This window comes from Streptomyces kryoterrae, assembly GCF_054072135.1.
Genome location: NZ_CM133358.1, coordinates 9380064 through 9405040 on the forward strand (window position 1 = coordinate 9380064; position 24977 = coordinate 9405040).

Below are 24977 nucleotides of genomic sequence, written 5' to 3' on the forward strand. Positions count from 1 at the left end.
GGATCGATGAATCAGGGGTGCGGTACAGCGCCCCGATAGGGGCGCGGGGAACTGCGCGAAAGGCCCTCACCCGGCCCGCAGCAAACGAGCTACCTATCGGCTCAGCTTCCCAACGTCCGCGCCAGAGCGGCACGTTGCAGCGGCAGAACCTCCTCGTGCAGCTCACGCCCCCGAGCGGTCAGAGCGACCCGGACCCCCCGCCGGTCCTCCACACACATGCTCCGCTCAACCAGCCCGTCCTTCTCCAGCCGCCCGATGAGCCGCGACAGGGCGCTCTGGCTGAGATGGACCCGCCCGGCGATGTCCTGCACCCGGCACTGCTCGCCCGGGTCGGAGGCGTCCGCCGCACAGGCCGCCTCGGCGACTAGGACGTCGAGCACCTCGAAGTCACTGGCGCCCAGACCGTGCGGATGCAGTGCGCGGTCGATCTCGCACATCGTGCGGGCGTGCGCCGCCAGGATGTCCCGCCACTGGTCCGCCAGCCCCGCACCGGCCTTGTTCGTTGCCATGCACCCCATGTTAATGCGTATGCATAAAAAACGACGTGGCCGAGGTGATATGTGACCGGCGGCTCAGGCGGATCCCCGCTTGATCAGCTCGGTGGGCAGGATGACCGCCGCCGGGTCCTCGCCGCCGATCTGGGCGAGCAGTACCCGGACCATCTCGGCGCTGATCCGGTCGTAGGGCTGCCGGATGGTCGTCAGCTGGGGCCGGGCGGCCAGGGCGGCGGAGGAGTCGTCGAAGCCGCCCACCGACACATCCCCTGGGACGCTGCGTCCCGCCCGCTCCAGTGCCGTGAGCACACCCTGTGCCATCAGGTCGGACGCGACGAACACGGCGTCCAGGTCCGGGGCCCGGGCCAGCAGCTGTTCCGCGCCGGCCTCGCCGCTGGCCCGGCTGTAGTCGCCGGAGACGACGAGGCGGTCGTCGTAGTCGATGCCCTCCTCGGCGAGAACCTCGCGGTAACCGGCGAGGCGTTCCACACCGCCCGGGGTGTCGAGCGGGCCGGTCACCACGCCGATGCGGCGGCGGCCCAGCGACAGGAGATGGCGGACCATGTCCCGGGCGCCGTCCCGGTCGTCCGCCGCCACGTAGCTCACCTTGGAGCCGAGGCCGATCGGCTTGCCGCACGCGACCAGCGGTACGCCCGCCTCGCACAGCTCCTGCGCGACCGGGTCACCGGAGTGGCTGGAGACCAGCAGTACCCCGTCGACATGGCCGGCGGTGATGTACCGCGTGATGCGCCGCCGTTCGTCGTCCGTGCCCGCCAGCATCAGCAGCAGCGGGATGTCGTGCGCCGCCAGTGCCTGGGTGCAACCCCGCAGCAGGACATTGAAGTTGGGGTCCTCGAAGAAGCGTTCCTGAGGCTCCGTCAGCAGGAAGCCGATCGAGTCGGAACGTCCGGTGATGAGCGAACGGGCGTGGCGGTTCACCACGTAACCCGTCTTGCGGATGGCGGCGTTCACCGCCTCGTGGGCGGTCGGGCTGACGTAGTGCCCGCCGTTGAGCACGCGCGAGACGGTGCCTCGGGACACTCCCGCCTCGCGTGCCACGTCGTGGATCGTCGGCGGTTTGCGCCGGCCCGCGGTATTGCTCATGGTCATGACTTTACGGCTCCGGAGAGCAGGTCGAGGCTCCAGAACCGCTGGATGACCAGGAATAGAGCGATGAGCGGGATGATCGCCAGGAGCGCGCCCGTGATCACCAGTGTGTAGAGGGCCGGGGTGTTCGCTCCCTGTTCCAGAAGCGTGAACAGACCCAGGGTGATCGGGAACTTCTCGTCGTCGCTGAGCATGATGTAAGGGAGCAGGAAGTTGTTCCACACGGCCACGAACTGGAACAGGAACACCGTCACGAGGCCAGGGATCATCATCGGCAGCGCGACCCTGGTGAAGATGCGCCACTCGCTCGCGCCGTCCATCCGCCCGGCCTCGACCACGTCGGCAGGCACCGCCGCGGCGGCGTAGATCCGCGCGAGGTAGATGCCGTACGGGGAGAGGATCAGCGGCAGCAGCACGGACGCGTAGGAGTCCGTGATGTCGGCCTTCGCCAGCAGCAGGTACTGGGGGATCGCGAGGATCACCGGCGGCATCAGCACACCCGCCATCAGGACGCTGAACACCGTCTCCCGGCCCCGGAAGCGGTAGATCGCCAGCGCGTAGCCGCTGACCGCCGAGACGGCCGCCGAGAGGAGGGCGCCGAGGCCGGCGTAGAGGGCGGAGTTGCCCATCCACTTCCAGTAGACGCCGTCGCGGTAGGCGCTAAGCTCCTTCACGTTGTCCGTGAAGCCGCTGCCGGGCAGGAACGTGAACGTGGAGAACAGCTCACTGCCCGACTTCGTCGCCGCGATCACCACCCACGCCACCGGCAGCAGGCAGTACAGGGCGCCCAGCAGCAGGGTGATCGTCGGGACGAGGGCGATCCGGCTGCGCAGTGGTGGGCGCTGCGTGGTGCCCGGCCTGGTGCCCGCCGCCGTCTCGGCCTTGCCCACGGCAAGAGAACTCATCGTGCTGCCTCCTGCTTGTTACGGGAGTTCGCGGTTCGCAGGAAGCCGAACGAGAGGACCAGCGTGACGATCGCGATGATCGTCGCCTCGGCCGCGGCCGAGTAGATGTCGCCCCTGCCGAAGGCGTCCTGGTACACCTTCATCAGCGGACTCCACGTCGTGGACACGGAGTTGGTGAGCGGCTTGAGGGTGGTCGGCTCGCTGAACACCTGGAGCGTCGCGATGATCGAGAAGAAGAATGTCAGCACCAGCGAGGGCGCCACCATCGGGATCTTGATCCGCAGCGCGATCTGCAGCGGGGTGGCGCCGTCCAGCTTCGCCGCCTCGTACACCTCGGCCGGGATGGACCGCAACGAGGTGTAGATGACGATCATGTTGAAGCCGGTACCGCCCCACACCGCGATGTTGGAGAGGGCGATGTACAGCGGACCGCCGTCCAACAGGTCCGGCTGCGGCATCCCCAGTTTGTCGAGGACGAAGTAGAACGGGCTGACGTCCGGCAGGTACAGGAAGCCCCAGAGCAGCGCGGCGACGACACCCGGAACGGCGTACGGCAGGAAGATCGCGAGCCGGGTGAAGGGGGTGAGCCGCACCTTTTCCGCGTCGAGCATCAGCGCGAAGACGAGGGCGAGCCCCAGCATCACCGGGACCACGATCGCGCCGTAGCCGACCACGCGAAGGGCGCCGCTGAGCAGCTCGCTGTCGGTGAGGGCGTCGGTGTAGTTGCCGATGCCCGCCCAGACCTCCTTGCGCGCCCCGGCACCGAGGCCCAGGCCGGAGACCTTCACCTTGTGCAGGCTCAGCCAGAGCGCGTAACCGATGGGCAGCGCGAAGAAGAGGGCGAACAGGATCACCGCGGGAAGGAGGAAGGCGTACGGGGCCGACCTGACCCCGTACGACCTCCGGCGTGCGTTGGTCACTCCGCGACCCCGAAGCCCTGCTTCTTCAGGTCGGCGACCGTGTCGTCCTGCATCGTCTTCAGGGCGGCACCGAAGTCCGACTTGTTCTTCGCGGCCGAGGCGAACGCGTCCTTGAACGAGGTGTACGCCACGTTCACGTTCGGGCCCCACGCGGAGGGCGCCGTGGTCTTCGCGATCTCGGCGGCCTGGGTGTAGAAGTCCGCCTGGTTGGAGAAGAAGTCGGGCGACTTGACGAACGCGCCGCTGAGCTGGGCGCCCGTGGCGGCCGGGTAGATCCCGCCCTCCTTGGCGAGCGCGGCCAGCGCGGCACGGTCGGTGTTCAGCCAGGCGGCGAACTTCGCGGCGGCCGACTTGTGGCCCGAGTCGGTGGTGACGGCGGTGGAGGAGCCGCCCCAGCTGCCCGTCACGTCCTCGCTCGCCGACCACTGGGGGAGCGGGGCCATGGCCCACTTGCCCTTGGTGTCCGGGGCGGCCGTCGTCAGCGTGCCCGGCGCCCACACCGCGCTGACCCACGCGATCTGCTTGCCGGTGTCGAGCGCCTTGTTCCAGGCCGGGGTGTACATCGGCTGGTTGTCGATGGCGTCCTCCTTGACGAGGTCGCCCCAGAACTTGGCGACCTTCTCGGTCGCCGCGTCGTCGATGCCGACCTTCCACTTCTCGCCGGAGGTCGTCCACCACTTGGCGCCGGCCTGCTGGGCCAGACCCGCGAAGAGACCGGAGTCGTTGGCGGAGAAGGTGGTGAGGTCCTTGTCCGGGGCCTTCTTCTTCAGGTCCCGGGCGGTCTGGGCGAACTCGGCCCAGGTGGTCGGGACCTTCAGGCCGTACTCCTTGAAGAGGTCCTCGCGGTAGTAGAACATCATCGGCCCGATGTCCTGCGGCACCGCGTACACCGCGTCCGTGCCCAGCGTCGTCTGCTGCCAGACACCGTCGGCGAAGTCCTTCTTCACGTCGCCGACCTCGCCCGAGATGTCCGCGAGCGCGTCATTGCTGACCAGGGTCGGCAGCGCCTGGTACTCGGCCTGCACCAGGTCCGGCGCCTTCTTGGCCTTGTGCGCGGTGAGGATCTTGGTGACCAGGGTGTCGCCGGAGGCCTGCTTCTTCACCGTGACGGTGATCTGCTGCTCCTTGCCCGGCCCCTTGTTCCACAGGTCGACGACCTTGTCCATGCCGGGCGTCCAGGTCCAGTACGTCAGCGACACCGGGCCCGACTGGGCTTCGCTGTCGTCGTCCGACCCGCAAGCGGCGAGTGTGGTGGCGCCGAGCGTGACGGCGACTGCGGTTGCCACGAGGCGCCACTGCTTCGTGTTCGGCATGGAACGTTCTCCCCTGACCTGGTGGGGTCCTCGCCTGTTGCGAAGACCCGCCATCCTTCTGTGAGCGTTCACAGTAGAGAAACACACCGGACACTTGTCAATGGTTGTTTCAGTGCGGTTATCTAGGGCCCGCACCGCGAAAGCTGTGTGTGCACGTTCCCAAGATATGTTCCACAGTGACCCACCAACCGGGAGACATTCCATGCCGGAGACCACCCCCACAGGCCTCACCGGGCTTGCCTTCGGCGGGGACTACAACCCCGAGCAGTGGCCGGAAAGCGTCTGGCCGGAGGACGTCCGGCTGATGCGTGAGGCCGGCGTCACGATGGTCAGCGTCGGAATCTTCTCGTGGGCCCTGCTGGAGACCGCGCCCGGGGTGTACGACTTCGGCTGGCTCGACCGTCTGCTGGACCTGCTCCACGAGAACGGCATCCGCGCCGACCTCGGTACGCCCACGGTGGCCCCGCCGGCCTGGTTCTACCGCGAGCACCCGGACGCGCTGCCCGTCACGCCCGAGGGCGTGCGCTACGAGTTCGGCTCCCGCGCCGCGATCTGTCACAGCAACGCCGACTACCGCGCCGCCGCCGCCGACATCACCACGCGGCTCGCCGAGCGCTACGGCGCCCACCCGGCGCTCGCCATGTGGCACGTGCACAACGAGTACGGCGTCCCCGTCTCCGCCTGCTACTGCGACTCCTGCGCGGCCCACTTCCGCCGCTGGCTGGAGACGGCGTACGGGACGGTCGACGGCGTCAACGAGGCCTGGGGAACGGCCTTCTGGGGCCAGCGGTACACCACCTTCGAACAGATCAACCCGCCGCGCGCCGCACCCACGGTCGGCAACCCGGGCCAGGCCCTCGACTACAAGCGGTTCGCCGACGCCACCATGCGTGAGAACTTCGTGATGGAGCGGGACATCCTGCACCGTCTGGCGCCCGGCATCCCGGTCACCACCAACTTCATGACCGCGCTCAGCCAGTGCGACTCCGTCGACTACTGGGCCTGGGGCCGCGAGGTCGACATCGTCACCAACGACCACTACCTGATCACCGACGGCCGCCGCACCCACGTCAACCTGGCGATGGCCGCCGACCTCACCCGCTCCGTCGGCGGCGGCGCCCCCTGGATCCTGCTGGAGCACTCCACCTCGGGCGTCAACTGGCAGGCCCGCAACCCCGCGAAGGCACCGGGCCAGATGGCCCGCAACTCCCTCGCCCATGTGGCCCGGGGCTCCGAGGGCGCGATGTTCTTCCAGTGGCGCCAGTCCCGGCGCGGCGCCGAGAAGTTCCACTCGGCGATGCTCCCGCACGGCGGCACCGAGACCCGCGTCTGGCGCGAGGTCGTCGAGCTCGGCGCCTCCCTCGACTCGTTGGCCTCCATCCGCGCCACCCGTACGGTCGCCGACGTCGCCGTCCTGTGGGACTGGCACTCCTGGTGGGCGCAGAACCTCCAGTGGCGCCCCAGCGAGGACCACGACCCGCGCGAGCGCGCCGACGCCTTCTACGAGGCCCTGTACGACCGCCACCTCACCGTCGACTTCGCCCACCCGGAAGCCGACTTGTCGGCCTGTCCCCTTGTCGTCGTTCCCGCCCTGTACCTGATGACGGAGGCCGCCGGGAACAACCTCAGGGAGTACGTCGAGAACGGCGGCACCCTCGTCGTCTCGTACTTCTCCGGCATCGTCGACGAGCACGACGCCGTGCACGAGGGCCCCTACCCGGGTGCCCTGCGCGACGTACTCGGCCTGACCGTCGAGGAGTTCTCGCCGTTGCTCCAGGGCGACTCCGTGCGCATCACCGGCCCCGACGGCTCCGAGCTGACCGGCGACGTGTGGACCGAGTTCGTCGTGCCGCGCGGCGCCGAGACCGTCTGGACGTACGCCGACGGACTCACCGCCGGCCAACCTGCCGTCACCCGCCACCGCCTCGGCGAGGGCACCGCCTGGTACGTGTCGACCCGCCTCGACGCGCACGGCCTGGACGCCCTGCTCGGCCGGGCCGCCGAGGAGGCCGGCATCGCAGCCCGCGCCGACCTCCCGCACGACGTCGAACTCGTCCGCCGTACCGGCGAGTCGGGCACCTACCTGTTCGCCGTCAACCACACCGCGTCGGACGCCAAGGTGCCCCTGGAGGCACCCGGCACCGAACTGCTGACGGGCGAACGAGCCGCGGGCCGCCTCGCGCTGCCCGCCGGGGCCGTCCGGGTCGTACGACTCGACGGCTGAACTCGACGGCTGAGCCGCAAGTTCCCCTCCGCCCGTGCGTGCCACGAGAGCCGCGGGCGGAGGGGCCCCTCCTACCCCTCGGGAGGGACACCCCCAACCCATCACGTCGAAGGGACGACGGACGACGATGTTCCATCCCAGACGCACACCCAGGCGCACACTCAGGGCCCTGCTGCTCCCGCTCGCCGCGGGCCTCGCCCTCACCGCGCTCCCCGCCACCTCGGCCCAGGCGGCCAGTACGCTCACCAACGGCGGCTTCGAGGCCGACGGTTCGGGCGCGGCCGTCCCGGGCGGCTGGTCGGAGTACGGCGACACGGCTGCCTCCTACGTGGAGTCCGGTGGCCACGGCGGCAGTTACCGCCTGTCCCACTACTCCGCCTCCGCCTACAAGGTGGAGACCTACCAGTACCTGTCCGGGCTGACCAACGGCAACTACAAGCTCACCGCGTGGGTGCGCTCGGGTGGCGGCCAGAAGTCGGCCTACATAGCGCTGAAGAACTGCGGCAGCGCCGAGCAGCGCACCGACCTGCCCGTCTCCGCCAGCGGCTGGATCCGCATCGTCGTGCCGATCGCGGTGACGAACAACCAGTGCACGATCAGCGTCAACTCCGATGCCAACGCGGGCAACTGGATCAACGTCGACGACCTGGCCTTCGCCTCCGGCACGGGCGGGCTGTCCGTCAAGGGCGCCGACATCTCCTCCCTTCCCAAGAGCGAGGCGCTGGGCGGCACTTACAAGACCAGCTCCGGTACGACCTCGGACGCGCTCACCGTCCTGAAGAACTCGGGCATGAACTACGCGCGGGTCAAGGTCTGGGTCAACCCGGCCGACAACTACAACAACAAGGCGCGCGTTCTCGCCCTCGCCAAGCGCATCAAGGCGCAGGGCATGAAGCTGCTGGTCGACTTCCACTACTCGGACATCTGGGCCGACCCGGGTGCCCAGACCAAGCCGTCCGCGTGGGCCGGACACTCGTACAGCCAGCTGAAGACCGACGTCTACAACCACACGTACGACGTTCTGGGCGCCCTCAAGTCCCAGGGCACCACCGCCGACATGGTCCAGGTCGGCAACGAGATCAACGGCGGCATGCTGTGGTCCGAGGGCTCGACCGACAACTGGTCGCAGCTCGCCGGGCTGCTCAACTCCGGCTACAACGCGGTCAAGGCGGTCAACTCCGGCACGGCCGTGGCGCTGCACCTGGCCAAGGGCGGCGATCTGTCGGGCACCCGCTGGTGGTTCGACAGCGCGGTCTCCAACGGCGTGAAGTTCGACGCCATCGGCCTGTCGTACTACGGCTACTGGCACGGTTCGCTCTACGACTTCCAGACCACTCTGGACGACGCGGCCTCCCGCTACGGCAAGCCGGTGTTCGTCGCCGAGACGGCCTACCCGTTCCGGCTGGACAGCAAGGACGCGCACGAGAACATCATCGACACGACTGGTGAGCTCGTCTCCGGGTACGCGGCGTCCACGGCCGGGCAGTCGGCCTGGTTCCGGGACATCCTGAACATCGTGGAGGCCGTTCCGAACGGCCGCGGCCTCGGGGTCTTCTACTGGGAGGCGACCTGGACCGCGGTCACCGGCAACGGCTGGGACCCCACGGACGCCTCCTCCGGCAACGGCTGGGAGAACCAGGCCCTGTTCGGCTACGACGACAAGGCGCTCCCCGCGATGACGTGGTTCAGCCACCGCTGAGCCGGAAGTGACCGGGGCCCGGCTGCCTGAGGGGGGTGGCCGGGCCTCTGCGCGTGGGGATGCAAGGGCTTGTTCGAACTCACGTGCGTGACGGAAAGAGTTCGACCTCGGCCAAGAGGAGCGAAGCCCCGGACGCGGCGGCCCCGACTGCGGGACATTGGGAGACACGGCACGCGGTGACCGGGACGAGGAGGCGCGATGCTGAAGAGACCGGTAGGCGGGCAACGCCTGGAGATCCTGGAGTGGCTGAAGGACCCGGGCGCGCACTTCCCGCCCCAACGACACGGCGATCCCGTCGAGGACGGCGTGACGGCGGCGGCCGTCGCCGCGAAACTCGGCGTCCCCCTCTCCGTCGCCACGACCCATCTGGGCCTTCTGGCGGGCATCGGCGCGGTCCGGACGAAACGGATCCGCTGGCGCACCTTCTATCGGCCCGACGAGGTGCGCATCGCGGAGGTGGCCCGCATGTTCGAGAAGGGTTGGTAGTAGAGGGCTGTCCGTCGGCGGAGTGTTCTGCGGGCCGGCGGGGGCTTGTCGCCCCCTCGCTCAGGGCTTCTCCCTCAGCGCCTCAAGGGCCTGGGGGACCCCCATCGCGCGGAGCCGCAGATCGGTACGGCCCGGCGCCCCTGTCGGGACGCGGCCCCCGTACCCCCCGCATTACCCTGTTGACCGGCCGCGATCCCCGCGCGCGGCGCGGCGGTGGGGCCCGCCGTATCCGAACCGAGTCCCTGCTTGCGCATACAGGCGCGTAGGAGACGTACGGCCATGACAGCCCCCGACATCCCGACCGGGACCGCCGCCGCCCAGCCGCGCCCATCCGTCCTCCTCGGGCAGGCACCCGTCGTCGCGGTGGTCGCGATCGGCGGCGCGATCGGCGCCTGCGCCCGGTACGCGGCCTCGTTGGCGTGGCCCGCGCGGACCGGCGGCTTCCCCTGGACCACTTTCTGGGTCAACGTCGTCGGCTGTGCCGTGATCGGCGTGTTCATGGTGGCCGTCACGGAGATCTGGACCGCCCGCCGCCTCGTACGCCCCTTCTTCGGCACCGGAGTGCTCGGCGGCTTCACCACCTTCTCGACGTACGCCGTCGACATCCAGAAACTGGTCGACCACGGCCACCCCGGCACCGGGCTCGCGTACCTCGCCACGACCCTGCTCGCGGCCCTCGCCGCCGTGACGCTCGCCGCGACCGCGACCCGCCGGGTCCTGAAGCGGAGGCGACGATGACAAGGCTGACCGGCGGCGCCCCGTGTGTGACCCTCCTCATCGACGGCGAGGTCATCCGGAATGTCCGCCGGACCAAGGCCGAACCGGGCAAAACGGATGGGAAAGGTAAGAACTCGTTGTGAACTGGCTGCTCGTGATCGCGGGCGGAATGGTCGGCGCGCCCCTCCGCTATCTCACCGACAGGATCGTCCGGTCCCGCCACGACACGGTCCTCCCCTGGGGCACCCTCGCCGTCAACGTCACCGGTTGCCTGATCCTCGGCCTGCTCACCGGCGCCGCCCCGGGCCCGAACCTCCAGCTGCTCCTGGGTACGGGACTGTGCGGCGCGCTGACCACGTACTCGACCTTCTCGTACGAGACGCTGCGGCTGGCCGAGGACGGGGCCGGTCTCTTCGCCGTCGCCAACGTCATGGTGAGCGTGGTGGCCGGTCTCGGGGCGGCTTTCGCGGGCGTGTGGGTGGGCGGGGCGCTGTAGACAGGGGGCGTCCGGGCCTTGCCGGTGTGTAGTAGGACTGACCCCGCCGCTGCCCGTCCCTCCCCAGCAGAACTGGATTCCATGAGCGCCATCTCCGTCGGTCAGGCCGTCGTCCTCGGAGCCGTCGAGGGGGTGACCGAGTTCCTGCCGGTCTCCTCGACCGGCCATCTGAAGATCGTCGAGGGGCTGATGAGTATCCCCGTCGACGACGACGCCGTGGTCGGGTTCTCGGCCGTCATCCAGGTCGGCGCGATCGCCGCCGTGTTCGTGTACTTCTTCAAGGACATCGTCCGGATCGTCTCCGCCTGGGGGAGGGGCCTGCGGAACCGCGACGAGCGTGACCACCACGACTACAAGTTCGCCTGGTGGGTCATCTACGCCACCATCCCGATCGTCGTCGTGGGCCTCGCCGCCAAGCCGCTGATCGAGGGCCCGCTGGCCTCGCTGTGGGTGGTCGCCGCCTCGCTGATCGTCGGGAGCGGGGTGATGTGGGCCGCGGACCAGATGGGCCGGCACAAGCGCGGCGAGGACGACACCACCTTCAAGGACGCGATGCTGGTGGGCAGTTCACAGATCCTCGCCCTGCTGTTCCCCGGCTTCTCCCGCTCCGGCGCCACCATGTCGACGGCGCTGATCCTCGACCTCGACCGGGTCGCCGCCACCCGGCTCTCCTTCTTCCTCGGCATTCCCGCCCTGACCGGCGCCGGGCTGTACGAGCTGAAGGACGCCCTGGGTGCGGGCGTGGGCGTCGCGCCGCTGGCCGTCGGCACGGCGGTGTCCTTCGTCGTCGCCTACGGCTCCATCGCCTGGCTGCTGAAGTTCGTCGCCAAGCACTCCTTCAACGCCTTCGTGATCTACCGGATCGTCGTGGGCGTACTGCTGTTCGGGCTGCTGGGCGCGGGTGTACTGAACTGAGCCGGCCGGGGTCCGAGGCCGGGGCGAAAGGCGGTCCCCGGCCTCACACCCTTGACAGTGCCGTCCCTTCACCCGCAGGATCACCCCCGTGAACCTGTCAGACAGCCAGACAGGTGGCTCGGTGCCGCGGCGCGTCAGCGCGATGGAAGCGGTCCTCGGTCATCTGCGCAGCGCCATCGAGCGCGGAGATTACGCCGTCGGGGACAAGCTCCCCTCCGAGGCCGAGCTGTGCCGACGCCTGGAGGTGAGCCGGCCCGTGCTGCGGGAGGCCCTGCGGGCCCTGCAGACCATGGGCCTGACCGTCTCCAGGACCGGCAAGGGCACCTTCGTGGTGTCCAGCACCGTCGAGGACCCCACCTTCGGCGACTACGCGGCCAGCGACCTCCTCGAAGTCCGCCGGCACGTCGAGATCCCGGTCGCCGGCTACGCGGCCCTGCGGCGGACCCCCGAGGACCTCGACCACCTCGCGCACCTGCTGGACCGCATGGAGCACGAGACCGACACCACCGCGTGGGTCGCCATGGACACCCTCTTCCATCTGGCCGTGGCGCAGGCCGCCCAGAACCCGGTGTTCCGCCGGGTGATCGAGGAGATCCGGGACGCGCTGGCCCGTCAGTCGGCCTTCCTGAACGAACTGGGCGGCCGACGCGAGCAGTCCAACCGCGAGCACCGGGCGATCGTCGAGGCGCTGATCGACCGCAGCGAGGACGACGCGGTCGCGGCCATGTCCCATCACCTCGACCGGGTCTCCACGACCCTCACCGACATCGTGCGCGCCGCGCACACGGACACCCCCCACGAGACATCCCCGGAAGGCGGACCCGAGGCGTGAGCGAGCAATCCCTGCAGGACGGCACGAAGAACAGTGCGGCGAACGGTACGGCGCAGAAGAAGGCCGTACACGTCGACGCCGGGGACGCGGGCTACAGCAAGTCGCTGAAGGCCCGGCACGTCAACATGATCGCCATCGGCGGAGCCATCGGCACCGGCCTGTTCCTCGGCGCCGGCGGCCGGCTGGCCGACGCCGGCCCGTCCCTCTTCATCGCCTACGCGGTCTGCGGCGTCTTCGCCTTCCTCGTCGTCCGGGCACTGGGCGAGCTCGTCCTGTACCGGCCCTCGTCCGGCGCCTTCGTGTCGTACGCCCGTGAGTTCCTGGGCGAGAAGGGCGCCTACATCGCAGGCTGGATGTACTTCCTGAACTGGGCCACCACCGGCATCGCCGACATCACCGCGGTGGCCCTCTACACCCACTACTGGGGCCTGTTCTCCGACATCCCGCAGTGGGTGCTCGCGCTGATCGCCCTGGCGGTCGTCCTCACCGTGAACCTGATCTCGGTGAGGATGTTCGGCGAGATGGAGTTCTGGTTCGCCATCATCAAGGTCAGCGCCCTCGTCGTCTTCATGCTGATCGGCATCTTCCTGCTGGTCACCCAGCACGAGGTCGACGGCACCACCCCCGGCCCGTCCCTGATCACCGACAACGGCGGCGTCTTCCCCAACGGCCTGCTGCCCATGCTGCTGATCATCCAGGGCGTCGTCTTCGCCTACGCCTCCGTCGAACTCGTGGGTGTCGCGGCGGGCGAGACCGAGAACCCCGAGAAGATCATGCCGAAGGCGATCAACTCGATCATGTGGCGTGTCGGTCTCTTCTACGTCGGCTCGGTCGTCCTCCTCTCGATGCTGCTGCCGTGGAACAAGTACACGTCGGGCGAGAGCCCCTTCGTGACCGTCCTGTCCAACATCGGCATCCCGGCAGCGGGCGGCGTGATGAACCTGGTCGTCCTCACGGCGGCCATGTCGTCCCTCAACTCGGGCCTGTACTCCACCGGCCGCATCCTGCGCTCGATGGCGATGTCCGGCTCCGCGCCGAAGTTCACCGGCAACATGAGCCGCAGCCAGGTCCCGTACGGCGGCATCCTGCTCACCAGCGGTTTCTGCGTACTCGGTGTCGGCCTGAACTTCGTCGTCCCCGCCGACGCGTTCGAGATCGTGCTGAACTTCGCCGCGATCGGCATCCTCGCCACCTGGGGCATGATCATGGTCTGCCACCTGGTGTTCTGGCGGAAGACCGAGAACGGCGAGCTGACCCGCCCGAGCTACCGCCTCCCCGGCTCCCCGTGGACCGAACTCGTGACGCTGGCCTTCCTCGCCTCGGTCCTCGTCCTGATGTACGCCGACGGCGGCGCCGGCCGCACCACCGTGCTGTGTCTCCCGCTGATCGCCGGGGTACTGGTCGCCGGCTGGTACGGCGTCCGCGGACAGGTGGCCCGCAAGGCCGCCGAAGCGAACGCGGCCGGCGAATCCACCCAAGCCGGCGGGTCGGCCGGAGCCGACGCGTGAACCACGCGGTGATGCAGGATGAAGTAATGCAGGAAGCAGCGCAGACAGCCATGTACGGCAGTTCTCTGGCGGACGCCCCCGCGATCCGCGAACCCCTCCACTCGCCCGTCGCGCACCTGGTGCGCGGCGGGGTCACCGAGGGCATCCACTACGGTTCCGTCGTCGTCCTCGGCGCCGACGGCCAGGTGGAGCTGCAGGTGGGCGACATCGAGGCGGCCTTCTATCCGCGCTCGGCCCTGAAGCCGGTGCAGGCGGTGGCCATGCTCAGGGCAGGACTGCCCCTCGACGGCGAACTGCTCTCCCTGGCCGCCGCCAGCCACTCCGGCGAGGAACGCCACCTGGCAGGCTCGCGCCGCATCCTGGAGCTGGCCGGCCTGGCCGAGGACGATCTGCGCAACGTGCCGGACCTGCCGTTCGACCCGGTCGTCCGGGACACCTGGATACGCGAGGGCCGGCTGCCCTCCCGTCTCGCCCAGAACTGCTCCGGCAAGCACGCGGCCATGCTCTACACCTGCGAGCTGGGCGGCTGGCCCCTCGACAGCTACCTCGACCCGGGCCACCCCCTCCAGCAGGCGATCGCCGAGATCGTCGAGGACCTCACCGGCCAGCGCATCGCCCGGGTGACCGTCGACGGCTGCGGAGCACCCCTCTTCTCCATCTCCCTGCATGGCCTTGCCCGCGCCGCGGCCCGGATCACCACCGCCGCCCCGGGCACCCCGGAGGCGCTGGTCGCCGACGCGATGCGCGACCACGCCGAGATGGCCTCCGGTTCCGGCCGGGACGTGGCCGCGCTGATGCGGGCCGTACCCGGGCTGCTCAGCAAGGACGGCTTCGAGGGCGTCCAGGTCGCCGCCCTCCCGGACGGCCGGGCTGTCGCGGTGAAGATCGCCGACGGCGCGAACCGGGCCCGCGTTCCGGTGACGGCGGCGGCACTTGCCCGGGTCGGCGTGGACCCGGAGTTGCTCACCGAGTTCGCGGGTGAGGCTCTGCTGGGCGGCGGCCGTGAGGTCGGACGGGTCCGACCTGCCCGTGCGCTCGATCCGGTACCGCGGCGGTAGGGGGATCCGCGCGGATTTCTTCGCCCCCGCCGCCCCTGCCCTGCCCGGCCCATCCCGTTCCTGGGGGCTGCGCCCCCAGACCCCCCTTCGGCCCTGAAGGGGCCTCGTCCTCAAACGCCGGACGGGCTGGATAGGTGGGCTTCGTCCTCAAACGCCGGACGGGCTGGATAGGCGGGCCTCGTTCTCGAACTCCCCCAGAGGGGGGTACCCCCAGACGGGCTGAATCGCCAGCCCCCTTCACGAAAGCAGGCCCACCCAGCCATGACCGCCGCAGCCACCCGCAGCGAACACGACCTGCTCGGCGACCGTGACGTTCCCGCCGAGGCGTACTGGGGTGTCCACACCCTGCGCGCCACGGAGAACTTTCCCATCACCGGCATGACCATCTCCGCCTACCCGCACCTCATCGACGCCCTCGCCGCCGTCAAGGAGGCCGCCGCCCTCGCCAACGAGGAACTCGGGCTGCTGGAGCCGAGGAAGGCCGCCGCGATAGCCGAGGCGTGCCGGGAGATCCGGGGCGGCGGGCTGCACGACCAGTTCGTGGTGGACGTCATCCAGGGCGGGGCGGGCACCTCGACGAACATGAACGCCAACGAGGTGGTCGCCAACCGGGCGTTGGAGCTGCTGGGCCACGAGAAGGGCCAGTACCAGCACCTGCACCCCAACGAGGACGTCAACCTCGGACAGTCCACCAACGACGTCTACCCGACCGCCGTCAAGGTCGCGACCGTCTTCGCGGTGCGGGAACTGCTCAAGGCGATGACCGTGCTCCAGGACGCCTTCGCCCGCAAGGCGGTCGAGTTCCACGACGTGCTGAAGATGGGGCGTACGCAGCTCCAGGACGCCGTTCCGATGACACTCGGGCAGGAGTTCTCGGCGTACGCCGTGATGATCGAGGAGGACCGCAGCCGTCTCGCGGAGGCGGTCGAGCTGATCCACGAGATCAACCTCGGCGCCACCGCCATCGGCACGGGCCTCAACGCCCCCGCCGGATATGCCGAGTCGGCCCGCCGTCACCTCTCCGCGATCACCGGACTGCCGCTCGTCACGGCCGCCAACCTGGTCGAAGCCACCCAGGACTGCGGGGCGTTCGTCCAGATGTCGGGGGTGCTCAAGAGGGTCGCCGTCAAGCTCTCCAAGAGCTGCAACGACCTGCGCCTGCTGTCCTCCGGGCCGCGCGCCGGGCTCGGCGAGATCAACCTGCCGCCGGTGCAGGCGGGTTCGTCGATCATGCCCGGCAAGGTGAACCCGGTGATCCCCGAGGTCGTCAACCAGGTCGCGTTCGAGGTGATCGGCAACGACGTCACCATCACCATGGCCGCGGAGGCCGGACAGCTCCAGCTCAACGCCTTCGAGCCGATCATCCTGCACTCCCTCTCGGAGTCCATCACCCACCTGCGCGCCGCCTGCCTCACGCTCGCCGAACGCTGCGTCGACGGCATCACCGCCAACACCGAGGCGCTGCGCGCAAGCGTGGAGAACTCCATCGGCCTGGTCACCGCTCTCAACCCTTACATCGGGTACACGGCGGCCACCGACATCGCCAAGGAGGCGCTCGTCAGCGGCCGGGGCGTCGCCGAACTCGTCCTGGAAAAGGGTCTGTTGCCCGCCGAACGACTCGCCGACCTGCTGCGCCCCGAGATCCTGGCGGGCAACGGCGCATAGCGCTCCGCTGCGGGCCGGCGGGGGCCGGTCGTGCCCGTGTGGCGGAGCCGCATATCGACACAGCCCCGCGCCCCTGTCGGGGCGTTGTCGCGCACGCGACTTCACCAGGACCGCTCAGGCACGAACGCGCACCAGGACCGGTACGAAGGGAGAATGGCGATCATGGCACCAGCTCCTTCGCCCTCGTCCTCGCCCCCGACCTTCCTGCCGGTCCTGGAGCGCATCGCCGAGGAGATCGAACGCACTCCCGGCCGCGGGCGCCCCGCCGACTACATCCCGGCGCTCGCCGCCCGCGACCCACGCAGCTTCGGCATGGCCGTCGCCGAACTCGACGGCACGGTGTACGGGGTGGGGGACTGGCGGGAACCGTTCTCCGCGCAGTCCGTCACCAAGGTCTTCACCCTCGCCCTCGACCTGGCCCGCGAGGGCGACGAACTCTGGGAGCACGTCGGCCGCGAACCGTCCGGCAATCCCTTCAACTCCCTGATCCAGCTGGAGTACGAGAGCGGCATCCCGCGCAACCCGTTCATCAACGCGGGCGCCCTCGTCGTCACCGACCGCCTGCACACCCGTACCGGGGACGCGGCCGGCACGCTCCTCGACTTTTTGCGCACGGAGTCCGGCAACCCCGGGCTCACCTTCGACAAGGAGGTGGCCGCCTCCGAGGCCGGACGCGGTCACCGCAACGCCGCCCTCGCCCACTTCATGGCCTCGTACGGCAACATCGACAACCCCGTCCCCGAGCTGCTGGAGCAGTACTTCCGTCAGTGCTCGGTCGAGGCGTCCTGCGCCGACCTCGCCCTCGCATCGGCCTTCCTGGCCCGCCACGGTGTCCGGGCCGACGGCACCCGACTCCTTACCCAGAGCCAGTCCAAACAGATCAACGCCATCATGCTGACCTGCGGCACCTACGACGCGGCAGGCGACTTCGCCTACCGCGTGGGCCTCCCCGGCAAGAGCGGAGTGGGCGGCGGCATCATCGCGATCGTCCCGGGCCGCTGCACGCTGTGCGTGTGGAGCCCAGGGCTGGACGAGCGGGGCAACTCGGTGGCTGGGGTGGCAGCCCTGGACCGCTTCACGACACTGACGGGAGTATCGGTCTTCTGATGAGGGGCGCGCCCCCAGGGGCGCGGGGCTGTGCGTGATGCGGCTACCGCCGAGAGTGGGGGAGTGACAAGCCCCACCGGCCGGCAGCCGACCACACCCACCCAGCGGTAACGCACAGGCCCCCACCCGGAAGGCACCCCGTAGCCCTCCGTCCACCAACCCTTGCCACGCTGCACAGGTGAAGGCTCCCCCGACAACCCTCTCCCGATGCCAGGCCATGGGCCTGATCGGCACCGCATGCCTCGCCCTCGGCGGCGAGACCGCCGGAGCCCTCCCCGTACGGGAACTCATCGCACCCTCCACCGGCCGCGCCGCACTGGGCCTGGTAGGCGTCTACTTCGGCGTCGTCCTGCTGATAGCCGCCTGGATCCTGCTCGGCAGACTCGTCCGGGGCCCGGAGCCGCCCACCGTACGGTCCCTGATGCTCGTCCTCGTCGTCTGGGCGGCCCCGCTCCTCCTCGCCCCACCCCTGTTCAGCCGGGACGTCTACAGCTATCTGGCCCAGGGCGCGATGGTCGACGCGCACATGGATGTGTACACGCAAGGCCCCGCCCTGCTCGGCGGGCCGCTCGCCGCCGAGGTCGCCCCGGTGTGGCAGCAGACCGGCGCCCCCTACGGCCCGGTGTTCCTCGCCGTCGCGTCCGGGCTCTCCGGACTGACCCGGGGCGAGATCCCCGCCGGCCTGTTCGGCCTGCGGCTGGTCGCGTTGCTCGGCGTGGCGCTGATGGCGGCGGCCCTGCCCCGTCTCGCCCGGCACAGCGGCGCCGACCCGGCCGCCGCGCTCTGGCTCGGTGCCCTCAACCCGCTGGTCCTGCTGCACCTGGTGGCAGGCGCCCACAACGACGCGATCATGCTCGGGCTGCTCGGCGTCGGCCTGGTGGCCGCGCTGGGCCGGTGGCCGGTACTCGGCGCCGTACTCGTCACGCTCGCCGCCCTCGTCAAGGCACCCGCCGTTCTCGGCCTCGCCGCGGTCGTGGCGCTCCAGATCCGCGCGGGCCGCAGCCCGGTGCGGGCGGTACTGACCACCGCGGGCGCGGCAGCCGCCACCACCGTCGGCGTCACCGCGCTGGCCGGAACCGGCTACGGCTGGATAGGCGCCCTGAAAACCCCGGTGTCACCCCAGAACTGGGCTCTCACCAGTCTTCTCGGGCGCGCGACGGCCGCCGCGCTCACGAAGATCGGCAGCGATCTGGCACCGCTCGCCGTCCCGGCCTGGCATCTGCTCGGCATCGCCGTCACGGTCCTCGCCGTCGCCTTCATATGGCTGCGCCGCCCACGACTCAGCCCGCTCTACGCCCTCGGCCTCAGCCTGGCCGTCGTGGTCGTCCTCGGCCCGGCGATCCGGCCCTGGTACGCCCTGTGGGCCCTGTTCCTCATCGCCGCCGCGGCGCCCAGCACCTCCGTACGCCACCGCCTCGCCGCCGTCACCGGGGTCGTCGCGCTCCTGGCCATGCCGAGCGGTGCGCCCGCCGGGACCGAGGAACTGATCCTTGCCGTCTCCGGTGGCGCGCTGGCCGTGGTCGTCCTCTGGCAGGCCCACCAGACGGCCAGGACACCTCTGAGGGAGAGCACGGTATGAGCCCGGTGAGACTGCCCCGCACCGACCGGGAACGGCTGCTCCTGGTGCTCGTCCTCGTCGTCACGGTGACCGTGTTCACGGCGACCGTGCCGCTGCTGCGCGGCTGGTTCGACCTGCGGGTCTACTACGGGACCGTCGACACCTGGGTCCACCACGGCGGCCGGATCTACGACTACCGGGTGCCCGGCACGACGTACGGCTTCACCTATCCGCCGTTCGCGGCCGTCAGCATGCTGCCGATGGCGCTGCTCGGGCTGCGCGCCGCGATCACCGCCGCGTTGCTCCTCAACCTGGCGGCGCTCGGCGCGGTGGTGTGGATGACCGCCGGACCCGTGCTGCGCCCGTACGGCTGGTACGGCTGGGCCCTGACCGGCTGTGTGCTGGCACTGTTCGAACCCGTCCGCGACACCGTCAGCTTCGGCCAGGTGAACCTCGTCCTGCTGGCCCTCGTCCTCACCGACGCCTGGCTGCTGACGACCGGGCGGACCCGCTGGGCGGGGATCGGGATCGGGCTCGCCGCTGCCATCAAGCTGACTCCCGCGCTCTTCATCGGGTTGCTGCTGCTCGCCGGGCGGCGGCGGGCCGCCGGGGTCGCGACGGCCGTCGCCGCGGCGGCCACCGCGCTCGCGGTGTGGGTCGCGCCGGACGCCTCGCGCTTCTACTGGAGCGATGCGTTGTGGGACACCGAGCGCATCGGGAAGGCGGCGTACGTCTCCAACCAGTCGCTCCAGGGTGTGCTGGCGCGGCTGGCGGCACCGGGTGAACCCAGCCGTGCCGTGTGGCTGGTGTTGGTGGTGGTCGTCCTCGCTGTCTGGACGTGGCGGGCTCGCCGGGCCGTCGCCGTGGGGGACTGGTGGGCCGCGTTCGCCCTCACCGGGCTGACCGCGTGTCTGGTCAGCCCGATCACCTGGGTCCACCATCTCGTCTGGCTGCTCCCGTCGTTCGCCGTCCTGCTGCGCACCGGGCACGCGCGCGTGGCGGGCGCTGTGTACGCGGTGCTGTGTACGAGTGTCGTGTGGCTGTGGTTCGACGACGCGTCCGGTGTCGACGGCTTCGTCGGCGGCAGCGCGTACGTCTGGGTCACCCTCGGGCTGCTGCTGTGGCTGCCGGTGGACGACGCCGTTCAGACCCGCTTCGGGACCACGATCCGCAACACCAGCGACACCGCTCCGGCACCGACCACGGCCGCTCCGAGGATCGTCCAGGTCTCCGGCCAGCCCGGCCCGCTGTCGGACGCCACGGTGGCGGGGACCGGCACCGGCACCGGCACCGATGCCTCCGGGCCCGCCTGCGCCACAGGCCGCGCGGCGACCAGCGAGCCGACGGGAGTCACGCGTCCGGCGGCCCCGAAGCCCCAGTCGAGCAGCGAGCGGGCCTCCTCGTAGACGGCGAACCCACCGCCGTCCTGAGGGTTCATCACCGTGACGACCAGGGTGCGCCCGCCCCGGCGCGCGGCGGCGACCAGTGTGTTGCCGGCCTTGCTGGTGTAGCCGTTCTTGACGCCGATCACCCCCCGGTAGCGCTCGACGCCGTTGGCGCCGGTCAGCAGCCGGTTGGTGTTCTGGATCTCGTACGACCAGCCGCCCCCGCCCGGGAACCTCGCGTAGGCCGTGCCGCAGTACGCGGCGAAGTCGGCGTTGCGCAGCCCGGTCCGGCCGAACACCGCGAGGTCGTACGCCGACGACACCTGCCCCGACGTGTCGTAGCCGTCGGGCGAACGCACGTGGGTGTCGCGGGCGCCCAGCGAGCGGGCCTTGGCCTGCATCCGGACGGCGGTGTCGCGCCAGCCCCCGCTCATGGCGGATAGGACGTGCACGGCGTCGTTCCCGGAGTTGAGGAACACCCCCCGCCACAGGTCGGAGACACGGTACGTACGCCCCGCCGCGACCCCGACCAGACTGCTGCCGGCCCCGATGCCCGCCAGATCGGCCTCGGTGACCTTGTGCCGCAGGCCCGCGGGCAGGGTGGGCAGCACGGTGAGGGCGAAGAGTGTCTTGAGCGTGCTGGCCGGTGGCAGTTTGCGGTGCGCGTTGTGCGCGGCGAGCACCTCACCGGTGCCGGCGTCGGCCACCAGCCACGACAGCGCGGACACGTCCCGGGGAAGGCGGGGCGCTCCGGGGCGGAGCCGGGCCTGGGTGCCGGAGCGGTACAGCAGCCGCGCGCCCGCCGCCGTCGGCGTGACCGGGTCGGCACCGGTGCGGGCGGACGCCGTGACGGGCGTGAGCGCCAGCACGCCCGTCACGCACAGCGCACAGCAGGAGGCGGCGATCCGGGAAGAGAATCTGATGGTCATACCGCAAACGTAAGAATGGACGTGCCGCACGAGGCGCTGCCGGGGCCGAAGACCGGCCCCGAACACCCGGATGCCACACCGGGGAGCACACAGGCGCCCAAAGGTGTGGCTACTCGGCGGGCAGTGTCGGCTGGATGCGGCGTAGGAAGGTCGCGTTGTCCGGGGTGTCGCGGAGCCGCTCCAGGAGGGTCTCCAGGCTCGCCTGGCCGTCCCGCGTCTGCAGGGCCCGCCGCAGGCCCTGTACGGTCGTCAACTCGGCCGGGGACAGCAGGAGTTCCTCGCGACGGGTGCCGGACGGGTTGATGTCGACGGCCGGATAGACCCGCCGGGAGGCGAGCTCGCGGCTCAGCCGCAGCTCCATGTTGCCCGTGCCCTTCAGCTCCTCGAAGAAGAAGTCGTCGGCACGGGAGCCGGTCTCCACCAGGGCCGTGGCGAGGATCGTGAGCGAACCGCCCTCCTCGGCCAGGCGCGCGGCCCCGAACAGCCGCTTCGGCCCGAGAATCGCGGCGGCGTCGACCCCGCCGCTGAGGGTGCGGCCACCGGAGGCCGCCGCGTTGTTGTGGGCCCTGCACAGCCGGGTCAGGGAGTCCAGGAGGATGACGACGTCCTCGCCCGCCTCGACGAGCCGCTTGGCCCGCTCGACGACGAGTTCGGCGAGCGCGATGTGCTGCTTGGGCGTCTTGTCGAAGGTCGAGGCGTACACCTCGCCGCGCACGGAGCGCCGCATGTCGGTGACCTCCTCGGGTCGCTCGTCGAGCAGCACCACCATCAGGCGGCACTCGGGGTGGTTGCCGGCGACGGCCGCCGCGACCTGCTGGAGCAGTACGGTCTTGCCGGTCTTGGGCGGGGCCACGATCAGTCCGCGCTGGCCCTTGCCGACAGGTGCGATCAGATCGGTGACGCGCCCGGTGAGTCCGGCCGCCGGGTGTTCGAGACGCAGGCGGTCGCGTGGGTGCAGCGGGGTGAGGTCACGGAAGTGGCGACGGCCGCGCAGCTCTTCGGGCGCACGGCCGTTGACCAGTCCGATCTCGGTCAGGGCACGCTGGCCGCCGTGCGCGCCGACGACGAGGTCGCCCTTGCGCAGACCGTGGCGGCGGATCAGCGCCGGGGAGACCTGGAGGTCGGTGGGCGTGGGCAGGAAGCTGCCGGCGGCCCGCAGGTACCCCTTCCCGTTGCCGTCGATGTCGAGGACACCGGTCGCGATCCGGGTCGGGGGCAGTTGTTCTACTGGGGGGTGTTCGAGTGTGGTGGTCATGGTCGGGAGTCCTTTCAAGGACGGAAGACGCATGCCGCATGAGGCACGCGGAGGAAACAGGAAGGGGGAGAGCCGCGAGAACCGAGCGCGCTGGACGCGCTGACGGGCGGCGGGAGACAGCAACACCTCGGGTACGACAGAACTACGTCGCAGCTGGTGAGGTGGTACCGGGAGAGCCGATGCGCCGATCGGAATCCGACGGGCGGGTCAGCGAACTGAGGAAGAACTGCACCGGCGCCCGAAACGGGGCGTACACAAGTGCTGACAGCACCGTACCACACGAGGCGCGGGTATGGCGGTGAACGGTGACTCAGCGGCTCGCGAGGAGCCCGTACAGGAGCGGGATGCGCGGCTCGGGCAACCGCCACCAGCCAGACTGCGTACGTTCCATACGGGGCCAGCGTGGCCAGGGCAGTTCGTCGCTCTCACGCAACCGACGGATGGTCAGTCCCGCCCCGATCAACGCGTTGACCGCCTCGTCCATTCCGTGCATCCACTCGAAACTGTCGGTGGCCCCGGCCACGGCCGGCCCGTCGGTGTACGTGAACGTCGCGTCGCGGTGCACGGCGACGCCCGGCGCGCCCAAGTAGTCGTGCCGCAGCAGGAGTTCACCGGTGTCGTCCGGCGCGGGCTTCGGGCCGAGCGAGTTGAGCAGCGGATGGAACTCCACGATGTACAACAGGCCGCCGGGGCGCAGGAGTTGGACGACCGTCTCCGCCCAGCGGTCCAGGTCGGGCAGGTAGCACAGGGCGCCCTTCCCGGTGTACACGACGTCGAACACCCGCTGCTCCAGGGCTTCCACGGCGTGGTACACGTTCGCCCGTACGTATGTCACGTCGAGGCCTGCCTTCGCGGCGATGCCGCGCGCGGCCGTCACGGACGCCTCGGAAATGTCGAGGCCGACGGCCCGCGCCCCGCGCTCGGCGAAGGCGAGGGTCTCCGTGCCGAGGTGGCACTGGAGGTGGAGCACATCGCGGTCGGCCAGTTCGCCGAGGTCCTCCCACTCCCAGGAGGCGAACCAGCGCGACGGGTCGAGGCTCTCGCCCAGGCCGTAGAAACGGCTGGCGAGATGGACGGGGGTGCGGGCGTCCCAGTTGGCCTCGTTGGCCCGCATCATCCGCGCGTGCTCGTCTGTGGTCATGAGGCCATCCAACCAAAACGCGCCCGCCGGCCGCCTCCGCTCAGGCGGACCCGGCGGCCTGCGCCTCCTGTGCGATCCGCTCGAACTGGTCGCCCATGGCCGCCGACAGCGCCTGCGCGGCCGACAGCGGACGGACCATGACCGTCAACTCGTCGATCAGACCGTCCTCGTCGAGGTGCAGGAAGTCGCAGCCCTGAATCTCGCGCTCGCCGACCCGCGCGGTGAACACCAGCGCGTGGTCGCGGCTGTCGGACGCGCCGATCTCCCGCTCGTACCGGAAGTCCTCGAAAACCCGGGACACACCGCGCAGGATCGCCGCGGTGATCGCCTTTCCCGGGTACGGCCGGAACGCGACCGGACTGGTGAACACGACGTTCTCCGCCAGCAGCTTCTCGACGGCGTCGAGATCCCCGGCCTCTACTGCCTCACGAAATGCGCGCATCCGCTCACCCCAAGGGGTGAATGTCCCCAGCGGGTGTCCGAGGTGGCGACCCACGGTCTCCTTCTAAACTGGGCCGATGTTCAGCCCCGAAGGACCCACCCTCCGTGAACTCGCCGTGCAGGCGCTGTCGTCCGTCGAGCGTGGCTACGACCTGCTGGCGCCGAAGTTCGACCGGACTCCGTTCCGTACGCCGGACACGATTCTCGACGCGGTGGCGTCGGCGCTTCGGCCCCTCGGGCCCTTCGGTGACGGCCTCGACCTGTGCTGCGGTACCGGCGCCGGTCTGGCGGTACTGGAGGAGGTGTGCCGGGGGAGTGTCACCGGCATCGACATCAGTGCGGGCATGCTGGAGGTTGCCCGGCGGCGGGCGGGCGAACGCCCCGGCGGTCCGCGCGTCACCCTGGTGCGCGGCGACGCCCGAGCCCTGCCCTTCGCGTCCGCCCCCGCCTTCGATCTGGTCGTCAGCTTCGGGGCGTTCGGACATTTCCTGCCGGGCGAGTTGCCGGGGCTGTTCGCCCAGGTCCACTCCGTACTGCGGCCGGGCGGGCGCTTCGCGTTCCCCGTAGTGGCGCCGGCCCGGCCGGGAACGCGCGTGTACTGGGCGCTGCTCGGCTTCGACGCCGTGATGAGGGTCCGCAACGCCGTGTGGAAGCCGCCGTTCGTCATGTACTACCGGGCCTTCCGACTCGGCGACGTACGACGGGAGTTGACGAACGCCGGCTTCGACGTGGAGACCCGTGCCCTGCCCGAGTTCGGGCGCAGGCCCGACGGCAGTCCGCGCTGCCGGATGGTGGTGGCGACGCGGACACCCGTCGGGTGAC

The 24977-nt window shown here is 70.3% G+C and carries 22 protein-coding genes and 1 pseudogene; 14 read left to right on the forward strand and 9 right to left on the reverse strand.

The genetic code is table 11. From position 1 onward, the window contains the following. Window positions 1-101: 101 nt before the first annotated feature. From ACW4TU_RS41905 to ACW4TU_RS41925, 5 genes are all read right to left on the reverse strand, one after another. Window positions 102-509, reverse strand: coding sequence for a MarR family winged helix-turn-helix transcriptional regulator (locus ACW4TU_RS41905; RefSeq protein ID WP_457422247.1), 408 nt, complete (start codon window positions 507-509; stop codon window positions 102-104). A 63-nt stretch (window positions 510-572) separates the two neighbouring features. After that, complete coding sequence (locus ACW4TU_RS41910; RefSeq protein WP_457422249.1) at window positions 573-1604, reverse strand: LacI family DNA-binding transcriptional regulator; 1032 nt, start codon at window positions 1602-1604, stop codon at window positions 573-575. Next, complete coding sequence (locus tag ACW4TU_RS41915) at window positions 1601-2506, reverse strand: carbohydrate ABC transporter permease (RefSeq protein ID WP_457422251.1); 906 nt, start codon at window positions 2504-2506, stop codon at window positions 1601-1603. Before ACW4TU_RS41915 ends, ACW4TU_RS41910 begins: the two co-directional genes overlap by 4 nt. Beyond that, window positions 2503-3426 (reverse strand): carbohydrate ABC transporter permease, encoded by a 924-nt coding sequence (locus tag ACW4TU_RS41920; RefSeq protein ID WP_457422253.1) that lies wholly within the window; start codon window positions 3424-3426, stop codon window positions 2503-2505. The genes ACW4TU_RS41915 and ACW4TU_RS41920 overlap by 4 nt, the downstream gene beginning before the upstream one ends. After that, the gene (locus tag ACW4TU_RS41925; protein ID WP_457422255.1) at window positions 3423-4739 is read right to left on the reverse strand and encodes an ABC transporter substrate-binding protein; all 1317 of its coding nucleotides are present in this window, start codon (window positions 4737-4739) and stop codon (window positions 3423-3425) included. The genes ACW4TU_RS41920 and ACW4TU_RS41925 overlap by 4 nt, the downstream gene beginning before the upstream one ends. A 202-nt stretch (window positions 4740-4941) precedes the next feature. Here ACW4TU_RS41925 and ACW4TU_RS41930 point away from each other — a divergent pair, with 202 nt between their 5' ends. From ACW4TU_RS41930 to ACW4TU_RS41990, 13 genes are all read left to right on the forward strand, one after another. Then, the gene (locus ACW4TU_RS41930) at window positions 4942-6963 is read left to right on the forward strand and encodes a beta-galactosidase (protein ID WP_457422257.1); all 2022 of its coding nucleotides are present in this window, start codon (window positions 4942-4944) and stop codon (window positions 6961-6963) included. A gap of 127 nt (window positions 6964-7090) precedes the next feature. Continuing rightward, window positions 7091-8662, forward strand: coding sequence for a glycosyl hydrolase 53 family protein (locus tag ACW4TU_RS41935; protein ID WP_457422259.1), 1572 nt, complete (start codon window positions 7091-7093; stop codon window positions 8660-8662). 198 nt (window positions 8663-8860) lie between these two features. Continuing rightward, window positions 8861-9148: an ArsR family transcriptional regulator gene (locus tag ACW4TU_RS41940; protein WP_457422261.1), complete on the forward strand. Its 288-nt coding sequence runs from the start codon at window positions 8861-8863 to the stop codon at window positions 9146-9148. A gap of 279 nt (window positions 9149-9427) precedes the next feature. Then, entirely contained in the window at window positions 9428-9886 is a 459-nt protein-coding gene (crcB, locus tag ACW4TU_RS41945) for a fluoride efflux transporter CrcB (RefSeq protein ID WP_457422263.1), read from the forward strand. Between the two features lie 118 nt (window positions 9887-10004). Continuing rightward, the gene (gene crcB / locus ACW4TU_RS41950; protein ID WP_457422265.1) at window positions 10005-10361 is read left to right on the forward strand and encodes a fluoride efflux transporter CrcB; all 357 of its coding nucleotides are present in this window, start codon (window positions 10005-10007) and stop codon (window positions 10359-10361) included. Window positions 10362-10442: 81 nt separating this feature from the next. Then, window positions 10443-11276 (forward strand): undecaprenyl-diphosphate phosphatase, encoded by an 834-nt coding sequence (locus ACW4TU_RS41955; RefSeq protein WP_457422267.1) that lies wholly within the window; start codon window positions 10443-10445, stop codon window positions 11274-11276. Window positions 11277-11418: 142 nt separating this feature from the next. Beyond that, complete coding sequence (locus tag ACW4TU_RS41960) at window positions 11419-12108, forward strand: FadR/GntR family transcriptional regulator (RefSeq protein WP_457430577.1); 690 nt, start codon at window positions 11419-11421, stop codon at window positions 12106-12108. Continuing rightward, window positions 12105-13616, forward strand: coding sequence for an amino acid permease (locus tag ACW4TU_RS41965; protein WP_457422269.1), 1512 nt, complete (start codon window positions 12105-12107; stop codon window positions 13614-13616). Before ACW4TU_RS41960 ends, ACW4TU_RS41965 begins: the two co-directional genes overlap by 4 nt. Before the next feature lie 50 nt (window positions 13617-13666). After that, the gene (locus tag ACW4TU_RS41970) at window positions 13667-14674 is read left to right on the forward strand and encodes an asparaginase (protein WP_457430579.1); all 1008 of its coding nucleotides are present in this window, start codon (window positions 13667-13669) and stop codon (window positions 14672-14674) included. A gap of 261 nt (window positions 14675-14935) precedes the next feature. After that, window positions 14936-16339: an aspartate ammonia-lyase gene (gene aspA, locus ACW4TU_RS41975; RefSeq protein WP_457422271.1), complete on the forward strand. Its 1404-nt coding sequence runs from the start codon at window positions 14936-14938 to the stop codon at window positions 16337-16339. Window positions 16340-16492: 153 nt separating this feature from the next. Continuing rightward, the gene (locus ACW4TU_RS41980; protein ID WP_457422273.1) at window positions 16493-17446 is read left to right on the forward strand and encodes a glutaminase; all 954 of its coding nucleotides are present in this window, start codon (window positions 16493-16495) and stop codon (window positions 17444-17446) included. Between the two features lie 217 nt (window positions 17447-17663). Then, on the forward strand, window positions 17664-19025 hold the full coding sequence (gene mptB / locus ACW4TU_RS41985) for a polyprenol phosphomannose-dependent alpha 1,6 mannosyltransferase MptB (RefSeq protein WP_457430581.1): 1362 nt from the start codon (window positions 17664-17666) through the stop codon (window positions 19023-19025). Then, window positions 19022-20410: a glycosyltransferase 87 family protein gene (locus tag ACW4TU_RS41990; RefSeq protein WP_457422275.1), complete on the forward strand. Its 1389-nt coding sequence runs from the start codon at window positions 19022-19024 to the stop codon at window positions 20408-20410. The genes mptB and ACW4TU_RS41990 overlap by 4 nt, the downstream gene beginning before the upstream one ends. Window positions 20411-20493: 83 nt before the next feature. Here ACW4TU_RS41990 and ACW4TU_RS41995 read toward each other — a convergent pair. The 4 genes and pseudogenes from ACW4TU_RS41995 to ACW4TU_RS42010 all read right to left on the reverse strand — a co-directional run. After that, a pseudogene (locus tag ACW4TU_RS41995) lies at window positions 20494-21318 on the reverse strand (D-alanyl-D-alanine carboxypeptidase family protein); the annotation flags it as partial. A 109-nt stretch (window positions 21319-21427) separates the two neighbouring features. Beyond that, window positions 21428-22573: a transcription termination factor Rho gene (gene rho, locus ACW4TU_RS42000; RefSeq protein ID WP_457422277.1), complete on the reverse strand. Its 1146-nt coding sequence runs from the start codon at window positions 22571-22573 to the stop codon at window positions 21428-21430. A 310-nt stretch (window positions 22574-22883) separates the two neighbouring features. Continuing rightward, window positions 22884-23714 (reverse strand): class I SAM-dependent methyltransferase, encoded by an 831-nt coding sequence (locus ACW4TU_RS42005; protein ID WP_457422279.1) that lies wholly within the window; start codon window positions 23712-23714, stop codon window positions 22884-22886. A gap of 40 nt (window positions 23715-23754) precedes the next feature. Continuing rightward, window positions 23755-24156 (reverse strand): nuclear transport factor 2 family protein, encoded by a 402-nt coding sequence (locus tag ACW4TU_RS42010; RefSeq protein ID WP_457422281.1) that lies wholly within the window; start codon window positions 24154-24156, stop codon window positions 23755-23757. 76 nt (window positions 24157-24232) lie between these two features. Here ACW4TU_RS42010 and ACW4TU_RS42015 point away from each other — a divergent pair, with 76 nt between their 5' ends. Continuing rightward, window positions 24233-24976 (forward strand): class I SAM-dependent methyltransferase, encoded by a 744-nt coding sequence (locus ACW4TU_RS42015; protein WP_457422283.1) that lies wholly within the window; start codon window positions 24233-24235, stop codon window positions 24974-24976. The last annotated feature ends 1 nt before the right edge of the window (window position 24977 follow it).